Source organism: Xanthocytophaga flava (assembly GCF_030068545.1).
GTDB classification, from domain to species: domain Bacteria; phylum Bacteroidota; class Bacteroidia; order Cytophagales; family 172606-1; genus Xanthocytophaga; species Xanthocytophaga flava.
On record NZ_JASJOR010000008.1, the window covers coordinates 108,171 to 125,158 of the forward strand.

A 16,988-nucleotide genomic window follows, 5' to 3' on the forward strand; every position below is an offset into this window, starting at 1 on the left:
AGACGTTTCTTATTCAGATCGGAGTGATTTAACCGGATTCTCTCTTGCAGCCTTAATTGCCAGAATGCTTACTGTTAGTAAGGCAATGGATATGACGACAAATCCTGAGATAAGGAAAAGCCAGCCTGATACAGCAAAGTGATAGGCAAAATTTTGCAACCATTGTTGAATTGCATACCAGGCAATGGGTGTAGCAATTACAATGGCAATGACAACCAACTTTAGGAAATCAGTAGATAATAATGTTACAATACTTAAAACAGACGCTCCAAGTACTTTCCGTATACCGATCTCTTTGATTCGTTGTTCGGCCGTAAAGGCTGCTAATCCTAACAGACCCAGACAGGCTATCAGGATAGAGAGTATCGTAAAGACAAATAATACCTCTCCTTGTTTTTGTTCAGTCTGATATTGTTTGGAAAAGTTATCATCCAGAAAATGAAAGTTCAAACGGGCTGATGGATCAAAGGCATGAAAGGTCTTCTCTATAAATGCCAGCGCTTGCTGCGTTTTGTCTGGCTGAATGCGCAGATAAATATTGTCTCTTTCTGATGGAGGAGGCATTTGAAGTACCAAAGGCTCAATTTTATGCTGGAGAGAGTAAATGTGAAAATCTTTGACAACTCCGATTACTTTTGCATCCTGTGTGTTCCCTTTATTATCTATAAAGTATTTCACTCGTTTACCTATAGGCTCCTGCCATCCCATTTTTTTGACCAGTGCCTCATTGACCAGAACGGCTTCCATCCGGTCGCTGATAATGTCTGGTGAAAAGTTTCTTCCTTTCAGGAGTTTGATTTCTAAGGTAGTAAGAAAGTCACTATCTACCAGAAATTTTTGTACAACTTGAGTGCTTGTAGGCATCTCTCCGTTTTGTTCGAAAAATATTCCATTGGTTCCAATGTTATTATTGCCAATAGGGTTACTGGCAGAAGCTACGGATTCTATTAGAGGGCTTTGTAGTAGTTGTTGTTTCAGTGCACTAACCTGTGTGCGAACTTCTTCATTATCAATATGAAACGTAGTTACCTGATCCTTATTAAATCCAAGGTTTTTTGTAGAGGTATACTGCAATTGCAGGTAAATTACCAAGGAGCCTACAATCATGATAACAGTAGTTGTAAACTGAAACACTACCAGTGTTTTTCTGAGACTGCTTCCTTTGCCTATTTTTGAAACCTGGTTTTTTAGTGCTGAAACCGGATGAAAGTTAGAAAGTAGCAAGGCCGGATAAATACCACTTACTATACCGATCAACAGTGAAAATACAATAAAAATACCAATAGTAGTTGCTATTCCAAATTGAGAGAGAATGAGTGTTTTATTGGCTAGCTGATTAAAATAGGGAAGAGCGATGTTTGCCAGTACAAAACCAATGATAGCAGCAATACCTGTAAACAGATTAGATTCTAATAAAAACTGTTGTACCAACTGAGCACGGGGAGAGCCTATTGCTTTCCGTACACCAACTTCCCGAACTCTTGTGGAAGATCTGGCTGTATATAAGTTGATATAATTAATACAGGCAATTACAAGGATTAGTACTGTCACCAGAATAAAGATGTAGATAGTTGTTATATCTCCATTGGGACCAGCTTCATAGTCCAGATGGGAGTGAAGATGAATGGATGTAAGCGGCTGTAGTTCCATTCGGTAATCTAATTTTCCCATTTCGCCTTTCAGATACTTTGGATAAAAGCTCGATAACTTAGATTCCAGTGTTTGTGCTTTCGCATTAGGTTTCAGCAAAATATAGGTATATAGACTGAAGTTTTGCCAGCCATCTGTCCAGTCAGCTGGTAGTGAACGAAGTGCACTGAATTGAAGATGTGAATTGGTCGGGATGTCTTCTATTACACCAGTGACCAAATTCTCAAAGTTGTTGGAGAATTGTATGGGGTGGTTTAATGCTTTGGATGCATCACCAAACAGTTTTTCTGCCAGGCTTCTGGTAATGACAATGGATTTATCATGTGTCAGAGCTGTTTTCGGATTTCCATAAAGAAATGAAATACTAAAAATGTCAAAAACCGAAGGATCTGCAAAATAAATATCATTTACTTCCAGTTGTTTGTCGCCCAGATGTATGATTCCTCCTCCCTCTGGCACAATACGAACAGTTTGTTCAATTTCCGGATACTCCCGTTTCAATGCTTCTGCAAAGGGTGCAGAAGTAGGAGCCAATTTAAGATTTCCTCCTGGCCATTGTGCATAATGCACTACACGATAAATCCTATCAGCTTTGGTATGGTACTGATCAAAACTAAATTCATCTGCCACAAATAATACCATTAACCATACTGCTGCAAATCCGATCCCTAAGCCTGCTATGTTGATGGTTGAAAATAGCTTATGGCGAATCAGGTTTCGCCAGGTTGTTTTAAGATAGTTCTTTAACATAATGGTAAATGGTAAAACTTGAAAAATGAACAATTTATACCTGGTCTGGAATTATTCAGACCGCAATGCTTTTACTGGATTTTGCAGTGCTGCTTTGATGGACTGAAAACTGATTGTCAGAATCGCAATGGAAAAAGCAATACTGCCTGCCAATCCAAAAATCCACCAGGATACCTGGATACGATAGGCAAAATTTTGTAGCCAATCATTGGCAATATACCAGATAATAGGTGTGGTAATAACAAATGCTATGAGTAGCAATCTGACAAAGTCTTTTGATAAAAGAGTCAGGATTTGTTGAATGGATGCTCCTAATACTTTTCGAATGCCTATTTCTTTGGTGCGTTGTTCTGAAGTAAAGGTTGCTAGTCCAAATAAGCCCAGACAGGCTATGAAAATAGCCAGAAAAGATGCCAGGGTGAATAACTGTGTGTATTGCTGTTCAGTCTGGTATTGTTTGTTATAATTTTCATCCACAAAGAAGTATTCGAATGGATTACCCTGGAAGTTATTCTTATAGATTTTTTCCAGTTCAGCTACTTTGGACTGTATTTGGGGTGTAGTAAGACAAACTACAAAATATTTTCCATTGTGTCGGGGATAGAAGATAACCGGATCAATTGGAGTTTGTAACGATTTGTGGTGATAGTCTTTAATCAGGCCAATAATTTCGTATTGTTTGTTTTCTCCCCATTTTATTTTTTTGCCTACGGCCTCTGAGGCAGATAAAAATCCCAATTCAAGGGCTGCTTTCTCATTAACTATAATTTTATCTACATCATCCCATTTCTTTTCACATTGTTCTGCAGTGAAATTTTCGCCTTTCACTAACTGTATACCAAATGTTTCGATGAAGTGCTCATCTACAATAGCGATAGAGTAGGACTTTTTTTCATCAAGTGGCCGGGGATTGAGTCGCGTAATACCATTTGCATTATAGTTGTACCAGTTACCAGGCATACAGCCAGGATTACTGTAGCTTTTTACATAAGGTAGTTGGGCTAATTGGTTTAAAAAAACGGATGTAGTTTGTTTGAATGTTCCATCCCTCTCTACATCTTCTACCTTGAAAGCAAGTAATTGCTCCAGATTCATACCTAGTTGAGTATTCTGCATGTATTGTAGTTGCCCAAACAAAATGATAGTAGAAGCAATCAGACCAATCGAGATACTAAACTGAAACACTACCAGCGACTTACGTATAAGTAATCCTTTGCCTGACTTACTAAATATACCTTTTAGAGTTTGTAAAGGTTGAAAAGATGATAGTACAAAAGCTGTGTAAGCTCCTGAAAAAAGAGAACCAGTAACAAGTAACACAATTCCTAGTATCCAGAGCCATCCTTCCTGAATCGTATGTAGCGATAAAGGCTTTCCTATAATTGTATTAAACACATCCTGCAATATTACTACCAGCAGCAGAGCTAAAAGAAATCCGCTTATATTCAGTAAGATAGATTCTCCTAAAAATTGCTGTATGAGTTGAGAGCGGCTAGCCCCCATTACTTTTCGTACTCCTACTTCTTTAGCTCGTTTCAGAGATCCTGCTGTGGAGAGGTTTATATAATTGAACCAGGCTATAAATAGAATAAGTATAGCAATACCTCCCAAAAGATAGATAAAGCCCAGATTACCTGTAGTAATATAATAGTCATTAAGTGATTGTGCCAGATGGATATTTTCTGCTGGTTGCAGGCGAAGTATTTCTTGATCTGTAGGTCTTAATTGTTTATTCAGGCCATTTAATTTTTGTTCAACTTTTTTATAATCTGCATCTTCCTGCAATAGATAGAATATACTCATACATTGACTACTCAATCCATCTGGTTTTGCCCAATCATTGCCGTTCAGATTGGCAGGATTGACCAGTGTCTGCAACGATAATACTATATTGGATTGTAGATCCGAATTGGCCGGAATATCTTTAAAGACAATACTTACTGTATAGTTGTGTTTGCCAAACTGATTATTCAGTGTCAATATTTTTCCAATTGCAGATTCTTTTCCAAAGTATTTAAGGGAATAGGATTCTGAAATAGCTACTGTATTTGGTTGATTTAATGATTTTGAAGTACCTTGTACTATCGGAAAAGTAAATAGCTCAAAATAATTGCCATCTGCATACAATACATCTTCTTCTCTGAATGATTTCGGAGAAGTGCTTTTGTCTGCTGAATAAGAGACAATACCATTTCCCATGCCATTATTAGCGATCCTGCAATAAGCCTGTATACCACTGATTCGGTCTTTTGAAATAGGAGCAAGACCAGGTGGCAAAAAATCCCATGTTTCTGTCTTTCCTGTGCTACTTGCTTCATACAATGCTCTGAACAATCGAGGTAGCTTAGTATGGAATGCATTGAAGCTCTGCTCAAAGCTTATGTATTCGAGAATCAATAAAAAAGTAGCTATACCCAGTGATAAACCTGAAATATTGATCAGAGAAAATACTTTGTTTTTCCAAAGACTTCGAAATGCAATGGTAAAGTAGCTGTGTAACATAAGGAAAAGTAGTTGAAGGGTTGTTGATAAGAACCTAACCTCTTTCCATTGTTAGCAATTGATAGAGGATGTTTTTCACAAAACAGGTTATTCAGATTGCAATGAATTAACTGGGTTGTCAAATGCGGCTTTCATTGACCGATAGCCAACAGTAATAAGAGCAATGAATAGAGTACAAACAATGGCGATTACAAATATTCCTGGTCCAATAGTGATTTTATATTTGAAGTCTTGCAACCAGTTATTCATTATCCACCAGGCAATGGGTGCTGAAATTACAAAAGCTATCACTACCAGTCTGACAAATTCTTTCCCGAAAAGTCCCAGTATCTGTTGACTGCTGGCTCCCAATACTTTTCGAATACCAATTTCTTTTGTTTTCTGAACTGCCATAAACGAAACCAAGCCGTATAATCCTAACCCACTGATAAAAATAGCAATACCTGCAAATACCTGAATCAGATTAAACAAGGTGTCTTCCTGTTTGTAAAAATTGCCGATACGTTCATCCAGAAACTCGTATTGATAGAGAAAGTCGGGATAGGTTTCATTCCATATTTTTTCAATTTCAGGTAATAAGGTTTTAGTTTGAGCAACATTTATTTTAACTGCGCAATTATTATATCTATCTGCTTGAGACATAATGCAGATTGGCTTAATATCTTCGTGAAAGGAGAGATTGTGAAAATCTTTGACTACACCTACAATACGTGCTGTCTTTCCCCATAATTCCAGATTTTTCCCGATGGCTACCTGCGGTGATTTAAGATTTAGCCTTTTTATAAAGGTCTCATTGACCAGATATTCACGGATAGTATCACTTGGATAAATATTGCGTCCTGCTACCAACTTTATGTCGAATGTAGACAAATACTGGCTATCTGCAGGTCTTGTATATACACTTACATGCTCTGCTTCAGGACGATTGTCGTAGTTAAAATCTGTTTCGTTATTGTTTTCAGAGGCAGGTGCTTCAAAACATAAAGAGGCATTTTGAATACCTGCTATCTGGCTTAGCCGATTTCGCAACGAATTCATCTTTACCACATCTTCTGAGGGAATCGGAAGCATAACTATGGCATCTTTGCTAAAACCCAGATTGGTTTGTTTGAAATAAAGCATTTGACTGGCAACTACAATCGTTCCGATGATGAGCATTTGGGAAATCGTAAATTGAGCTACCACCAATGTGCGCCTCAATGAAAATCCACCAATCTGTTGTTGTGTTAATTTTCCTTTCAGAGCTAGAATTGGTTGGAAACCAGATAGAATAAGTCCAGGATATGAACCTGCTAAAAATACGACAGTAATTGCAAGTAATGGGATGAATATAAGTAGTTGCGGATTTTCAACAAAATTTAGAGTAAGCTGAGTGCCAAACCAGTCGTTGACAGAAGGTAGGGCAAGCAGTGCCATTAGGTAAGCAACCAAAAATGCAAGAACAGTAACAAACCCTGTCTCTGCAATAAACTGCCAGAAGAGTTGAGTTCGTACACTTCCCAGTACTTTACGGATTCCGATTTCTTTAGAACGTTTTAGCGCCTGAGCCGTTGCCAGATTTACAAAATTGAAACAAGCCGTGATGATCAGAAATACACCAATACAACCAATTGCCCATAAGTATTTCTTTTCAACTTTACCATCATACTTGCCATCAAAGTGAATATCTGCCAGTGGTTGCAGGTGATACTGAACAGTCTTTGCGTCTTTCTTGCTATGGTACTTTTGAATAAACGCTGGAAATACCTTGGAAACTGCGTTTGGGGATGTATTGGGATTTAATCGTATAAAACATTGCATACCACTATACGTAGACCCCCACCGATCTTCTCTTTTTGTCATCCCATCAAAGTGTTTTTTCACAGTTTCATAGGAGATATAAATCTCAGTCTTACGATCTGTGTTTTTGGGTAGATCTTTTAATATACCTGTGATTTTACATTCTGTCCGATTATCCAAACGAATCGTTTTTCCAATGGGATTATCCTCTGAAAAATATTTCTTAGCTAGTCGCTCAGTCAATAAAACACTGTACAAATTTTGTAATGCTTGTTTGGCATTACCCTGAACCAGAGGGAAATTCATGATGTCAAAATATTCCGGTTCTACAAATGAAATACCTTCAGACTCTGTAAATTTTTTGATTTGATTGTTGTCGCGTAAGGTAATCAGTTGTTCATCAAATGTAAGTACCCGGGCAACTTTATCTGCAAGGGCAACATCATTCCGAAATGCTTTCCCCAGTGGATTAGGAACACCTGGCGTAAAGTCTGGACCATCTGAGTTGAACTCTGTTACAATACGATAAATCCGGTCTGGATTTTTGTGGAATGTATCAAAGCTCAGATGATAGTAAACCAATGTAAAGATTAGCAGACTACAACAAATACCAAGTGCCAGCCCCAGCACATTGATGACTGTATAGGTACGATTTCGTTGCAGATTACGTAGCGCTATTTTGAAATAGTTGCGAATCATAGGAAAAGAGAGTAAATGTTGTATGAAGTACTAAAAAATAGCATGGTCTATTCTGTAAGACCATGCCTGACAATTATTCTGTACGTAATGATGTAACCGGATTTGCCAATGCTGCTTTGATTGCCTGAAAGCTGACCGTTAACAACGCTATTAGTAATGTAGTAACACCTGCTCCCACAACTATCCACCAGGACAAGTCTGTCCGGAATGCATATGTCTCCAGCCATCGATTGGTCGTATACCAGATAAAAGGAACAGATACAACAAAGGCGATCAGAATCAATATAGCAAACTCCTTATATAAAAGTTGGAGTATTTCAGGGATGGAAGCTCCCAGTACTTTTCGTATACCTATCTCTTTAGTACGTTGGACTGTTGTAAACATGGCTAGTCCAAACAATCCCAGACAGGCAACCAGTATAGCCAGAGAGGTGAAAAATCCAAATACCTGTCCAAACCGCTGATCAGCCTTGTATTGTTCATTGAAATGTTCATTCAGGAAAAAATACTCAAACGGATTACCTGGGAAAAATTGTTTCCAGCTACTTTGGATAGAGGCAATAGACGCATTGATCTGATTGGCCTCCAGCTTGATAGAGAAGTATCCACGTACATCCGGTATAAGGCGTATTACAAGCGGTTCATAGGTTTCGCGCAAAGATTGCTGATGGAAATTGTCTACTATACCTACAATGGTATATACCTCTCCCCAAAAGTCGATCTGATTTCCAATTGCTTGTTTAGGGTCCGTAAAGCCTAGTTGCTGGATACCCATTTTGTTGAGCATAACCGCTTTGGGATCTGTACCGAAGTCTTTGGCAAAGTTACGACCTGCTACTATTTTCAGATCATAGGTTTTCAGATAATCATAATCCACTCCAATGACCCGATATTGTTTACCTTGTTTTTCGTCTGCACCATGCAACTTTATTCCACCCGCATTCCAGTCGACAGGTTGACCTGGAATGGTAGTAGATGCCGTTATGCTCTTGATAGTGGACTGACGTAATAACTCATTCTTAAAGGCTTCCAGCTTACGCATATACGTAGAGTCTGTACCAATGATAGGAGGATTGATAACCAAGGTCTGATCAATGTTCATACCTAGTTTCTGCTCCCGCATAAACTGAATTTGCCGGAATACGGTAGCGGTACCTACCAGCAAAAACAGAGAAGCTGCAAATTGAAACACAACCAGGCCTTTTCGTAAGGCAATTCCCTGACGGGTAGTCACCATGCGACCTTTAAGAACGGCAACTGGTTTAAATGCTGAAAGCACAAAAGCAGGGTAAAGGCCAGAGAAGAATGTACCTACAACGAACAATATCAATAGAGAGAGCCAGAATGTACCGCTGATAAGCAATGAAATACTCAGATGTTGACCTGATAATGCATTAAATAAAGGTAGTACCAGAACAACCAGTCCCAGTGCCAGTATAACAGCCAAACCATTTAATAATGCAGATTCAAAAAGAAATTGTGTAACCAATTGAGATCGTTGTGATCCCACAGATTTGCGTACACCGACTTCTTTTGCCCGATTTATCGCTCTGGCAGTTGCCAAATTGATATAATTGACCCATGCAATCACAACTATAAAAAACGCGATACCCAATAGTAGATATACTGTAGTCCCATCTCCATTGGCCTCGGCTTCCATCATATAGTGAGAATAGAGGTGGATGTCTTTTAACGGCTGAAGCAGATAGATTGCCGCTGAATTGTATTTTTTATGATCTTCTCCTGCCAGTTTGTCTACTACACCCGGAAACTTTTTTTCTAAGGCTTTGGGATCTGTTCCTGGTTTCAGTAACAGGTAACTGAGACAACCGTCCCATTGCCAGGCTGTTTCGGGAGTATTGGGTTTAATCTGATTGATAAATGTTTCATAAGAAAGCAACATATCTGCTTTCAGGTGGGTATTATCCGGAAGATCTTTGAAAACCCCTGTAATTTTAAAGAGACGATCCTGATTCAATCTAAGATCCTTACCCATAGGATTGGTTGTACCGAATAATTTTTGAGCAAGAGACTCTGAAATGACAGCTGTATTGGGTTCTTGTAAGGCTGTCTTTGCATTACCGCTTAGTAATGGGTAAGAGAAAAGTTTAAAAAAAGACTTACTGGCAAAGTATACTCTTTCAATTTTAATGATATTCCCATCTCTATTTACAATTTTAGTCCCTGTTCTGACCAGCTTCACATAATCTTCTATTTCGGTGAATGCATCCTTAAAAGAGTTTGCTGCGGCAAAGGCTCCGGCAGCCCATTCAGTAGAAAGCTTTCCTTCATTGTAACGATCTTGCTTGATGCGATAGATACGATCTCCTTTGGTATGAAAGTTATCATAGCTTAACTCAAAGTCAACATATTGTAATATGAGCAGACAAGCGGCAATACCAATAGACAAGCCAATAACATTTATAAATGAAAATGCTTTGTGTCTGGATAGATTTCGGAATGCAATGGTAAGATAGTTCTTAATCATAAGTTGGTAAGTTGTAGTATGTTGGAAATTCTAAGATGTAGAATACTAACAATGTAAAATGAATGGGATTTGCTACTCTTATCTTACTATCCCAAAGACTTATTGTGAAAGATATTATTTCCCTGTCATGAGTTTTTGCTGAATGTGCAAATCATCCCGTTTTACAAAAGTGATAGGCACAAATTTCTGAGTTGGAGATCCAATGTAATAGAGGGTCCAGTCTTGGTCGTAATGCTGCAACATATGTCGTATACATTCTGCTCTGTCTATAACAGGTACATCACACTCATCCCAGTAGAATAATTCTATCCGATAATGAAGTTGTTGTTTCTGACCATTGATGCTTACTTCTATTTCAATCTCTTGTTTGCCTGGAGTGGAAGGGATAGGAATCGCTATATGTGCCATGTGAGGAGAGTATTTAATCTGGAAGAATTCATTGTATTTTGTCCAATATAAGTGCAGTGCTTATACTCCACTTATATTGGACTTAAGTTAATTTATATATAGGCTTGCTCTGGATGTTAATCAGCTATTATTCAGATCGAAGGCTTTTTATCGGATTAACGAGGGCAGCTTTGGCTGCACGATAGCTGAGTGTAATCCATGCAATCAACAGCGTAATAATGATGGCAATCACAAATGCTCCAACACCCATTGAAATACGATATACAAAATTGTCCAGCCAGTTGCTCATCAGATAATAGGCAACAGGAATAGCAAGGGCAAAGGCAATAGCGATTAGAATGATAAATTCTTTGGATAATAATCCAATGATATTAACTATTGAAGCTCCCAGCACTTTTCGGATACCGATTTCTTTTGTTTTCTGAACTGCGAGGAATGAGACAAGTCCATATAATCCCAGACAGGAAATAAAAATGGCTAGTGTAGCAAAAATTTTATAGGAAAGAGCCAATTGATTTTCCTGATGATAGTAGTGTTCAATAGTTTCATCAAAAAAATGTCCCTGAAACACATACGCACCAAAGTTCTTTTCCCAGGTAGCTTTTATCTGATCAACTGTCTGATGCAGGTGGTTTGGATGTATCTTAACACCGGCTGTATAGAAGTTTCGTTTGGAAGCTATGATAACCATAGGTTTCATCTCGTCTCTGGCTGAGTTGGCTTTAAAATCTTTTACAACTCCTACAATAGGTTTCCAGGATTCCCGACCCATACGTAAGGTTCTGCCAATGGCTTCCTGAGGGTCTTTTACTCCTAGTTTTCGGAGCAATGTTTCATTTACTACGATTTCTTTTGCTGTATCACTCTCAGAATATCCTTTTCCTGCTACAAACGTGAGCCCATAGGTTTTGAAGTAATCGTAGTCAGCATATTTAACGAAAGTATTAAAGTCTGCATCTGTAGCTGAATTGTTATAGGAAAAGTTACGTCCCCAGTTGTTATTGGATGAGGGGGGATCATTGGCAAGACTGACTGATACTACAGCTGGATTTTGAAGCAATTCTCTTTTAAATCCTTCAAAGTGAGTCCGATTCAGGCTATCATCCGGATTGATATTAACAACATAGACAGCTTCTTTGTTGAAACCAAGATCCAGATCCCGGATAAAATTCATTTGAGTAATGGCTATCAGGGTACCAATGATCAGAACCTGAGAGATGGAAAACTGTAGTACCACCAATCCTCTGCGTAATGGAATGCCACCAATGTTACGGGTGGTAATTTTATTTTTAAGTGCTTGAGATGGCTCAAAACCAGATAAAATAATAGCTGGGTAAATACCAGACAACAAGCTAACAATAATGGTTACCAGAATGATAAATGCAATGATGATAGGATTCTGAAGGAAAGGTATATTTTCTGGTACATTAGATATTTCACGTAGAAACGGAAGTGCCAGACGCGCCAGAATAATTGCCATCACCATTGCAAATACGACAATAAGAGTCGTTTCTCCCAGAAACTGTCCGATCAGTTGCAATCTGTTACTTCCCAATACTTTGCGTATTCCAACCTCTTTGGATCTGTTTACTGCCTGAGCGGTTGCCAGATTGATAAAGTTGATACAAGCCATTACCAGAATCAAAATACCAATAAACGAGAGTGTAAGTAATGTGCTTTTGCTGGTCATATGATCACCCAGATTTTCATACTGGGTATCAAAATGGTTTTCACTCAGTGGTAATAATCTGTGAATCGTTTTTGCATTGCCTGTATTAGAATAGTGTTTATCACTAAATTTCTGTAAAGCTTTCTCCAGATTGGTGGCTGAATATTTTTCAGGAAGCAGAAGAAATACTTGGTGACTGCTGCTGGTGCTACCCCAGTTATCTTTTACATAGCCATGAGTAGGGGACGTTTTAAACGTTTCAAAAGAGACTAATACTTTAAATGGAAAGTCTGTGTTTTGAGGAGCATCTTCTATAACACCTGTCACTTTCAGGGTTATTGCATTGTCAAGTTTTAAATAGTTACCTGGAGCATCCTGCCATCTGGTAAAATACTTTTCAGCCTGGGTACGGGTAAGAACCACTGTGTTTGGATCCTTTAAGCTTGTGTAAGCATTGCCTATAAGCCATTGTGAGTCAAAAATGTCAAAAAAGGCAGGTTCTATAAAAACAACTCCGATATCTTCTATAAATTTCTTTTGGGAAAGATTATCTTCTGGCTGATTGCCGAGTAGTGTGATCTGACTTCCATAGATACTGTTTATAGAAGCTATTTTTTCGATTTGAGGCATATCCAATCGTAAAGCATCAGGTGCTGGGGTAGGAGCGCCCGGATTACGTCCTATATCGCCACTTGGATATTTTTGATCTGTTGCCAGTCGGTAGATCCGGTGGAAGTTTTTGTGGAATGTATCATAGCTTACTTCAAACTGTACAATGGTAAAAATTAACAGACATGCAGCAATGCCGACAGCTAATCCCAATATATTGATAGTAGTATAGCCTTTACTGCGGAATATATTGCGTAGGCCAATGACGATGTAGTTTTTGAGCATAGGTTTGGAAATTGAAAGTGCACTCATCTCTACTTTGATAATGCCAATCCATATGCCAAAATGAAAAACGTACGTATTTTCTCTGTAAAGGGTACTATAAATAAAAACAGGTGTACGAATCTGAACGTAATTGTCCGTTTCCGTACACCTGAAAAATAAGGTTTTATATATTATTATCCGTTACTAGCAGCAGTTTCGCTTACTTTGATTTTATCTTCTTTCTTCACGCCGGATACTACCTCTATATTTATGCCATCTGAAATGCCTGTTTTAACAATGCGTTTTTCGAATTTCTGAGGAGCCGTTTCTACCTCTACAAACACACTGTCTTTCTTGAATTGTAACAGACTTTCTTTGATTGCCAGCACCTGATCTTTTTTGTCCAGAACAATATCTGCATTGGCACTATAGCCTGCACGAATGAATTCGTTTTCAGGTAATACGACCCGTGCTTTTATTTGAAACTTGATAGCGCCTTCTTTGGTAACCCCTTTCGGTGATATATAATACAGGTTAGCCTGGTATTTTTTGTCTTCAATAGCACCAATTGTCATAGCGAGTTCCATACCTTCTTTAAGCTTAGCTACTTCGGCTTCGTCTACTTCTCCTTCAAAGATCAGACTTTTCATGTCTGCTACAGTAGCAATAGTAGTACCTTCATTGAAGTTATTGCGTTCGATTACCGAAGTACCCACTTTCACAGGTACATCCAACAGCATACCGCTAATTGTTGAATAGATAATATTGGAAATCTCACTTTTACGCAATGAACTTCCACTTTTTAGAATATGTAACTGGTTAGCTGCTGCATCTACTGCCTGTTTTTTTAGGTTGTAATCTGATAGATAACGGCGATATTCCTGTTCGGCTACTACTTTCTGATCATATAGCTGCTGAAATCTGTCAAACTCTTTTTTAGCTTCATTCAACTGAATTTTAGCTTGTTCGAGTGTATTTTCAGCCTGGTTAATATTGGCAAGGTTAGGAACAATCTTAATCTTGGCAATAGGCTGGCCTGATTTAACAGTTTGTCCTGCCTCTACAAATAATTCCTCTACGATACCTGAAACCTGTGGCTTTATATTTACTTCTTTCAGAGGTACGATAGAACCTGTTGCTATTGTTTTCTTCGTAATGCTGGTTACAAACGGTTTTTCTGTTTTATAGACTGTTGGAGTGGTCTTGGATTTATTATAAAAATAAATTCCCAGCCAGACAGATCCACCTACCACTATTAAACCTAAGATACTGTAAATGATGCGTTTCATAGTCACTGAAAATAGTTAATGGCTTGTCAAAGTTATCAATGAAATGGGTTGTCGAAATGATTAATTGATGAGTGGTTGAATGGGTCAATGATCTATCTAAAATCAGGTCTTTACTCTGGAAGACCTGATTTTAGATAGTTGCTTATTCATCTCGTAACGCAACCACAGGATCTACCGCAGCAGCTTTGGTAGCTGGTACCATACCAATTAGGGCACCACCTATGATCAGAACAGCTGTAGCTGTAAGTGCCATAGTAAGATCAACTTCCGGATTAGCAAAAAATCCTCCTTCCGCATTATTCTTTTTAAGAAGGTAGTTAATACCTGCAATAATACCTGTACTGGCTAATAAACCCATATATCCGGCAACGGTGGTAATTACTATTGTTTCCTGTAAAATCATGCTGATGATTGAAAAAGGTGTGGCACCTAAGGCTTTTCGTATTCCGATTTCTTTTGTGCGTTCTTTGACAACTATCAACATAATGTTACCTACTCCAATGACACCTGCAATGATGGTGAATATACTTACAAACCAGCTGAAAGAGCGAATAATCATAAACAATCCCTGAACCTGCATGTATTCTTCCTCGACATTTGCTGAGCCGATTGCCCGAATATCATCTGGGTGTATACGATGTCTGCTCGCTAAAAGGCGTTTAATCTTTTGTTCTACACTTGCTGCCGGAACCCCTTGTTTGGGTACAAAGGCAAACCAGCCAATTTTATTAACCAGATTAAAGGTTTGCTGTAAAGCGGTATTACACACAAATATTTCTTTGGATGCTTGCATAACTTCTTCAGCCTGAGTGCTTCGCATGGTATAGACACCAATCACCAGGAAAGGAATACCTCTGATTTTAATATATTTACCCTCAGGATTTGCATCTTTTCCGAATAATACATCCCGTACTGTAGTACCAATCACAGCTACTTTACGTCTGTCCTGAATATCTTTTTCATTGATATATCGACCCTGTATCATACTGTAGGGACGTACTTTGAAAAAATCAGGATAATCACCATATACTTCATACGAAGCACTTTTTTGCTCATACACTACCGCAAAGCTACCTCCCAGATTCAATCGCGGTGCTACTACTGCCAGTTCAGGAATATTGTTGCGAATAGCATCTACATCGTCATTGTTAAACTGAACAAATCGACCTGGCTGAAGACCTTTGTAGGCCATACTGGTGCGTTGACCCCAAACAAAAATGGCATTTTTGGCTACATCAAATTGCCCTTCTATGCCATTTTCAAATCCACGGCCACTTCCAAGCAGAATTACCAGCATACCAATACCCCAGGCAACACCCAATCCGGTAAGTATAGTGCGTAGTTTATTTTTGCGGATGGTAGAATAAATTTCCTGCCATTTGTCAATATCAAACATAGCCAGCTCCTTTCTGTTCATTCCTATATAGGGAACGAGTTAACGCTGGTAAAAACACGTTTATCATTTTATTTCTGAATAGAAGGGTAAGGGTAGGAAAGATACTAATCTGCTCGTAAAGCTTCAATCGGTTTGATATTCGCTGCCTTCATGGCAGGAAATAGTCCTGCTAATGCACCTGCAATTACCAATACACCAATTGCAATAAAAATCAGATTGAGATTGACTACCGGATAGGTGAAATAACGAATCTCATTTTTAGCTTGTGTAATAAAATAACCTATGAGTTCAAGCATTCCAACACCAGCCAGAAAGCCAAGATAACCAGCTACAGAGGTGATAATGATTGATTCCTGAATTACCAGACTCACAATAGAAAAGGGTGTAGCACCTATTGCTTTTCGAATTCCGATCTCTTTTGTTCGTTCTTTGATAATAATGAGCATGATATTGCTAACCCCCACAATACCGGCAATCAGGGTACACATGCTGATAAACCATACAAAAGCTGCGATACCATCAAACAATCCCATAAAACGTTCAAAGTTTTCTTCGTTGTTGTTAAGGTTGACTGCTTCTTCATCCTTAACATCAAACTGATGTTTACCAGCAAGTAATTGCCTCACCTTTCCTTGTACTTCGCTTACCCGAACGCCTTTTTCAGTAGTAAGGGCCATGGTATGTACACGATTATATAAGTTGAACGTACTTTGCAGAGTTGTAATCGGCATAACTGAACGTTCTTCCAGTCTGCCTTGTTCGCCTTTATTGGTAAACACACCTACAACCTGAAAATAAATGCCTGCAACTTTATTAGAATCTGTTTTTTGGGTATTGGCAGTATTGGTTGTGGTGGTGGTAGTTGTCTCTTCTTTCTTCTTTTCTTTTAGTACCATCACTTTAACATACTTTCCTACTACCTCATCCAATGGCGCATCTGCTCCAAATAATACTTCTTTGACACGTTTGCCAATCACCATCACCTTTCGGCGTTCTTTCATATCCAAAGGATTGAGGTTGCGACCTGCTGCGATTTTAGAACCATTAATATCCAAGTAATCGCGATTTACCCCATGTATCTGGTATGAGCCATTTTTATCTTTGTAACTGATTGTGTATTCACCCCAGAAAAATGTTCGAGGGGCTAGTTTTTCAACTCCATCAACCTGATAATTGATAGATTGAGCGTCATCATTGGTGAATATTACCTCACGACCTGGCTTCATTCCTTTATATGGAAGGGATGTTTTGCCACCCCAGATCCAGAGACTGTTTTTGGCTTCATCGGCAAATTCACGTTCAATTCCATGCTGCATCCCATTGCCGGCACCCAGCAACACCACCAGCATAAATATCCCCCAGAACACACCAAATGCCGTCAATATCGTACGCAGTTTATTCTTGCTCATCGTCGCGAGAATTTCCTGCCATTTATCTAAATCAAACATAGAATACCTCCCTCTGACTCTTATGAAGGAAAGAGAT

General features: G+C 38.7%; 9 protein-coding genes. All 9 read right to left on the bottom strand.

Going from position 1 to position 16,988, the window contains the following annotated elements:
- Window positions 1-9: 9 nt before the first annotated feature.
- Window positions 10-2,400 (bottom strand): ABC transporter permease, encoded by a 2,391-nt coding sequence (locus tag QNI15_RS13775; protein ID WP_314032177.1) that lies wholly within the window; start codon window positions 2,398-2,400, stop codon window positions 10-12.
- Window positions 2,401-2,451: 51 nt separating this feature from the next.
- The gene (locus QNI15_RS13780; RefSeq protein WP_314032179.1) at window positions 2,452-4,902 is read right to left on the bottom strand and encodes an ABC transporter permease; all 2,451 of its coding nucleotides are present in this window, start codon (window positions 4,900-4,902) and stop codon (window positions 2,452-2,454) included.
- An 87-nt stretch (window positions 4,903-4,989) separates the two neighbouring features.
- Window positions 4,990-7,380 (bottom strand): ABC transporter permease, encoded by a 2,391-nt coding sequence (locus QNI15_RS13785; RefSeq protein ID WP_314032180.1) that lies wholly within the window; start codon window positions 7,378-7,380, stop codon window positions 4,990-4,992.
- A 73-nt stretch (window positions 7,381-7,453) separates the two neighbouring features.
- Window positions 7,454-9,868: an ABC transporter permease gene (locus QNI15_RS13790; RefSeq protein ID WP_314032182.1), complete on the bottom strand. Its 2,415-nt coding sequence runs from the start codon at window positions 9,866-9,868 to the stop codon at window positions 7,454-7,456.
- Window positions 9,869-9,982: 114 nt separating this feature from the next.
- The gene (locus tag QNI15_RS13795; RefSeq protein ID WP_313992609.1) at window positions 9,983-10,276 is read right to left on the bottom strand and encodes a hypothetical protein; all 294 of its coding nucleotides are present in this window, start codon (window positions 10,274-10,276) and stop codon (window positions 9,983-9,985) included.
- A 127-nt stretch (window positions 10,277-10,403) separates the two neighbouring features.
- Complete coding sequence (locus QNI15_RS13800; protein WP_313992611.1) at window positions 10,404-12,839, bottom strand: ABC transporter permease; 2,436 nt, start codon at window positions 12,837-12,839, stop codon at window positions 10,404-10,406.
- A 173-nt stretch (window positions 12,840-13,012) separates the two neighbouring features.
- On the bottom strand, window positions 13,013-14,107 hold the full coding sequence (locus tag QNI15_RS13805; RefSeq protein WP_313992614.1) for an efflux RND transporter periplasmic adaptor subunit: 1,095 nt from the start codon (window positions 14,105-14,107) through the stop codon (window positions 13,013-13,015).
- A gap of 142 nt (window positions 14,108-14,249) precedes the next feature.
- Window positions 14,250-15,524: an ABC transporter permease gene (locus QNI15_RS13810; protein ID WP_313992617.1), complete on the bottom strand. Its 1,275-nt coding sequence runs from the start codon at window positions 15,522-15,524 to the stop codon at window positions 14,250-14,252.
- An 83-nt stretch (window positions 15,525-15,607) separates the two neighbouring features.
- Entirely contained in the window at window positions 15,608-16,951 is a 1,344-nt protein-coding gene (locus QNI15_RS13815) for an ABC transporter permease (protein ID WP_314032184.1), read from the bottom strand.
- Between the last annotated feature and the right edge of the window lie 37 nt (window positions 16,952-16,988).